This is a genomic window from Candidatus Dependentiae bacterium, from assembly GCA_018897535.1.
Classification (GTDB): Bacteria; Babelota; Babeliae; order Babelales; family UASB340; genus UASB340.
The window spans coordinates 1-4806 of sequence record JAHIKO010000053.1 but is presented as its reverse complement, the minus strand read 5'-3'; the positions used below and the strand labels follow the sequence as shown (position 1 = coordinate 4806).

General features: G+C 23.6%; 7 protein-coding genes. 1 reads left to right on the top strand and 6 read right to left on the bottom strand.

Annotated elements, in window-relative coordinates; all coding sequences use genetic code 11:
* The 4 genes from KKE07_03455 to KKE07_03440 all read right to left on the bottom strand — a co-directional run.
* The coding region (locus KKE07_03455) for a hypothetical protein (protein ID MBU4269907.1) at positions 1–341 on the bottom strand (341 nt) is incomplete at its 3' end.
* Positions 342–410: 69 nt separating this feature from the next.
* On the bottom strand, positions 411–812 hold the full coding sequence (locus KKE07_03450; GenBank protein MBU4269906.1) for a hypothetical protein: 402 nt from the start codon (positions 810–812) through the stop codon (positions 411–413).
* A gap of 141 nt (positions 813–953) precedes the next feature.
* Complete coding sequence (locus tag KKE07_03445) at positions 954–1355, bottom strand: hypothetical protein (protein MBU4269905.1); 402 nt, start codon at positions 1353–1355, stop codon at positions 954–956.
* An 11-nt stretch (positions 1356–1366) separates the two neighbouring features.
* Positions 1367–2455 carry a hypothetical protein gene (locus tag KKE07_03440; GenBank protein ID MBU4269904.1) on the bottom strand — a complete coding sequence of 363 codons (1089 nt, stop codon included), beginning with the start codon at positions 2453–2455 and terminating at the stop codon, positions 1367–1369.
* A gap of 514 nt (positions 2456–2969) precedes the next feature.
* On the opposite strand from KKE07_03440, the gene KKE07_03435 reads away from it, so the two are divergent.
* Positions 2970–3137, top strand: coding sequence for a hypothetical protein (locus KKE07_03435; protein MBU4269903.1), 168 nt, complete (start codon positions 2970–2972; stop codon positions 3135–3137).
* A 38-nt stretch (positions 3138–3175) separates the two neighbouring features.
* On the opposite strand, the gene KKE07_03430 is transcribed toward KKE07_03435, so the two are convergent.
* The gene (locus tag KKE07_03430; GenBank protein ID MBU4269902.1) at positions 3176–4042 is read right to left on the bottom strand and encodes a hypothetical protein; all 867 of its coding nucleotides are present in this window, start codon (positions 4040–4042) and stop codon (positions 3176–3178) included.
* 3 nt (positions 4043–4045) lie between these two features.
* Positions 4046–4806, bottom strand: a 761-nt coding sequence (locus KKE07_03425) for a hypothetical protein (GenBank protein ID MBU4269901.1), incomplete at its 5' end; no start/stop codon positions are given.

The following is a 4806-nucleotide window of genomic DNA, read 5'->3' as shown; positions in this document are numbered from 1 at the left end:
TTATAAAATTGCGATTCAGAATCAATTAACAATTGCCCATTATTCGAATTGTTTAAAGATGTTTCAAGTAAAATTAAGTTATAATTTATTAATTCTCTTTTTTTTATCTCTTTTGAAATGGCTTTTATTTTTGTATTTGCAAATTCAAATAAACCATCTTCTCTTTCTTTTACACTTAAAATTTGATCTTCAATGCTTATATCTTGAATTTTTTTAATACTTATGGGATTTGTTCCCAGTACCACCAATGTATCAGTTGGTAATCCAGAAAAAATTGGTTGAAAAAATAAATTTAAAAATAACAAAAGAATTATTTTGGTTTTGTAATTTTTATAATACATACAACATTCCACCATTTTTAATTGTTAATTTATTTTCCATAATAATTAACTTTTTATTCAAATCATTTATTATTTGTTTAGATAAAGAAAAGGTTTTTCCGTAGAAATTATATCAACAATATAATCCTGATCACCAATTACATAATGTTTCAAATTTGGATTAATAAATAATAAAATTCCATCCGATTCTTTATCTATTTTTTTTAAATAGTCAGAATCTTGAACTTCAATTATAGGCCACCAACCACATTTCATACCTGAACGATCTGGCCTTCGCCCTTCATTTGAAACTCTGTAGACTTCCACATTAAATCCAAAATCTACTACTATCTCTGGTTGAAAATTTTCATTTTTCGAATTATACAAAATTAATCTTAACCCTTTATTATCGGTAATAATAGACGATATAAAAAAATCCTCATTTAAAATATCATCTAATGAAGTTGCTGTTTTAAAATTAATAAATTTCATAATACTAACATCCTTAATTATATCTTATTTTAATGTAAAACTTACTATCCACCTGTATTTCTAAAGTTGGTTTATCACCAGATCGATCTGAACTAAAATCTCTATCTATTATCTGTTCCCTATCAACTGTTTTACCCAATTTTATAGTCCCATTATAGGATTATTTTTAAAAATTATTTTTGGCGCATCTACAGCAATAATATCTATGACATAATCATCATCATATATAATAAAATGTCTCGCATTTTTATCCACGGAAAAAATTAATCCACATGATTCTTCATTTAATTTTTTCAAATACTTAGAATCTAAAATTTCGACAACTGGCCAATAATCAGTTAGTCCGGCTAATTTTAAATCATTAATTCTATATAACTCTCTCGAAAATCTATAATCAACATAATTCTTTCCAAAATCAAGAATAATTTTATTTTTTTTCATATGCCCTAAAATTATTTTTAGGCGGCCATTTTTATGTATTAGATCTAAAAAATAATATTTTTTATTTAAAATATTTTTACCAATTTCAATTAAATTTTTCATAAAATATGCTTTCAATTATACCTTATTTTAATATAATTATTCTCCCCAATTTGTATTTCTAATGTTGGTTTATTACCAGATCTTAAACTACTAAAATTTCTATCAATAACTGGTTCACCATTTCGCGTTCTTCCCACGCGAATAACGCCACGAGACGTTTTTTTATGTTCAATTTTACCTTTATTAAGTTTATTAAAATCTTTTTCTTTTTGGTTATTTTTTCCAGTCTTCTCGTAAACTTTTGACGGTCCTTTTTGTTTATCCTTAATTTCAATTGCACCATCCAAAACTTCATCCAAATCGGGATTATTGTTTTTAATTTTATCTTTATTTTGTGTTTTTTTATCATCAGTCTTTTTTGTATTATCTGAAGTCTTTGTGCCGGTTTTATTATTTTCAGCGACTTTAGGCAGTTGCTTCTTATCTTCCTGCTTTTTTTTCTTATCAAAAAGACCTAAGGATTTTGCTAAGCCAAAAAGGGTTACTCCTGCGGAAACAATTGTTTCAATTATTGGTTCAGCTTTATCTCCAGCAGTCATAAAAATTTGATCCATATTGTGTATTAAAATTGGATTTTCAGCTGAATCACATACAAAATAACAATGTGGTTCTTCAAGAGATAATTCATACACTTCTATATCAACATCAGAATTTTCTTTTATTATTTTATCTATAGATATTTCATTTAAGTTCACATCTAAAAGTTTATCTTCTAAAGATAAATCCACACAATTAGTCCATGATTTTGTTTTTGAATTATAAAATTGCGATTCAGAATCAATTAACAATTGCCCATTATTCGAATTATTTAAAGATGTTTCAAGTAAAATTAAGTTATAATTTATTAATTCTCTTTTTTTTATCTCTTTTGAAATAGCTTTTATTTTTGTATTTACAAATTCAAATAAACCATCTTCTCTTTCTTTTACACTTAAAATTTGATCTTCAATACTTATATCTTGAATTTTTTTAACACTAATTGGAGTTGTACCTAAAACAACTAATGTGTCTTTTGGTAACCCAGAAAAAATTGTTTGATAAAATAGATTTAGAAATAAAAACAAAATTACTTGAACAGATATTATTTTTCGATGTTTCATACTTTTCCTAATCTCGATGAAGTGTGATTTTTCATACCACAAATTACTACACTCTGTTCAAACTTTTTTAATTTTAATTTTTTTACAGTAACAACTCCTTAAAATTTAATATCAAATCAAATTTACAAACTCTTAGTAAGTTACATAGAATTAAATAAAATGCAAGTAATTTTAAAATAAAATTATAATTCTAATAGAATCTATTTTATAAAACCAATTCTATTAATTAGTTCAAAAAAATAGGTATAGAAGAATTAGACATAAAATAAAGACTAGATCCCCGATCAAGTCGGGGATGACAAGAGCCTGCGGCGCGCTTAATTCTTGGGTTAAGCACGCAAATGCTTTTTGGCAATAATTTACAGAATTGGTATAAATATCTTTTTCTAAAAAACATTAAAAGCCCCTTCTATAAAATTATTATAAAAAATTTTATCATAAAATATATTTTTTGCTTGCGACTTGTTAAGATGAATAACACTTATAATGTAAAATATCTACAGGAGATTTAATCTTGGATAATATTATATACATAATACTGTTTTTAGGACTATTATTTTTGTTAAAAATAATAGTATTTCCGGTTTTGGGCCTAATATTTTCAACATTACGCACAGCATTTTTTATTTCAATAATAACTATACTTTTAGCAATACTTGGCGTTACGCTTCTGTTTAGATAATTAACACAGTATAAATATACAAAGTTTTTTAGGTCAATCTAATCTTCTATAATTAAAACACTATCGGAATAGTTTTTATTTTTTCTAAAAAAATAGAATGTATAAATAAAAGTTAAAACTACATAATTTATAAAAAATCTGGAAATTTTAATCAAAAAAATTTGTAAATATAAATAAAAATCAAATCTATTAAACGAAGTTAGTAAATTTTTCATTAAAGCCCACGTTCCCAAAGTTCTATCGATATTAAAATCAACAAAAAACAGATCAAAAATATATTTGTGTGCAAAATTTAATGTCAATCCAAGAATAATTGTAATGATAAAAAACGGAAAATTATATAGCCAAAAATTTGTAGCATTTTCTATAGATAAAAAAATATCTCTTTTTTTAAAATTGGACTCAAGCCAATAGAATAAAGTTACTATCTCTAAAAATCTTATTATCAATTTTATAAACCAATGAATATTGGGAAATGAAGTAACACCAAAAACAGATAGCATAAAAAGTATTATTTGAACGAGTGCAGTTGTTACAAAAACAATCTGAAAATATTTTTTAAAATAAATATTAAAAATATGCCAATTAAATTTTTTATTTTTTAAAAGCACAGATATGAAATATAAGCTGTTTAATAAATACCAAAAAGAAAACAAAACTATATAAAAAAAAGCAGCACAATAAGAAACATTTTTTAACGGTAAAGAAAATGATAAGACAAAATCATTACAATATTTTCCGGCAATAATAAAAATTAAAAAATCCAAAATAACCACACAACTAAAATATTTTAAAAATGTTTTAGTTGAAGATAAATAATTTAAAAAAAATTTATTAAAAAAATAAAAAATATTTTCTTTATTAAAAACAGATAAAGAATTTTTCCAACATTCAAATAGATGCATCAATCAGTTTTCTTTATAAAAAAAATTGTAATATTTATGTCTTAAAATTGTATAATAATTTGCTATAAAAGATATTGTAAGCAAATAGCTAACTATGTACAAAATTAGATATATTAAAGCAAAGACTATAGACGCTATGTAAAAGCTAGACGCCCAAAAACTTTTTACATAACCGGCAATAAAATCTCTTATTATTGCTGTTATAAAAGAAAATAAACCAAAAAACATTGTAACCGGTAAAAAATAGATAAATACTTTAATTGCTTTTGCAAAAGATGAAAAAATCGAGACAAATTTTTGATGTGAATCTAAAAACAAAAATATATTAAAAGAAATAACAACACCAAATATGCAAGAAAAAAATAAATATTTTGAACTTGAAACAATTAACAAAAGATTTTCTTTAAATAAAAGATCGTTTTTAAAACTAAACAATAATAAAAATGCTATAACTAATATAAAGAACATAAAAACACTAAAAAATATAATTATTTTAGATATATATTTTTTTAAATATTCAAAATCTTTACTTTCATGAGAAGCTCTAAGTAATAAATATGGCATAGCGCCAATCACAAAAAATAAAAAAATAGAAATCAAAAGAACAGGCATAAACAAGAATAAAAAGAAGAAAATTCCAGCAGTTTTATCAACAATCAAACTGAATAATGGTAAAAGCGAATAAAATAAAGCTATAAAAAATCCGGTCAAAAGTGGCATCCACCAGAATTTTTTTATAAAAATCACAATTGCTTTGTACAAAT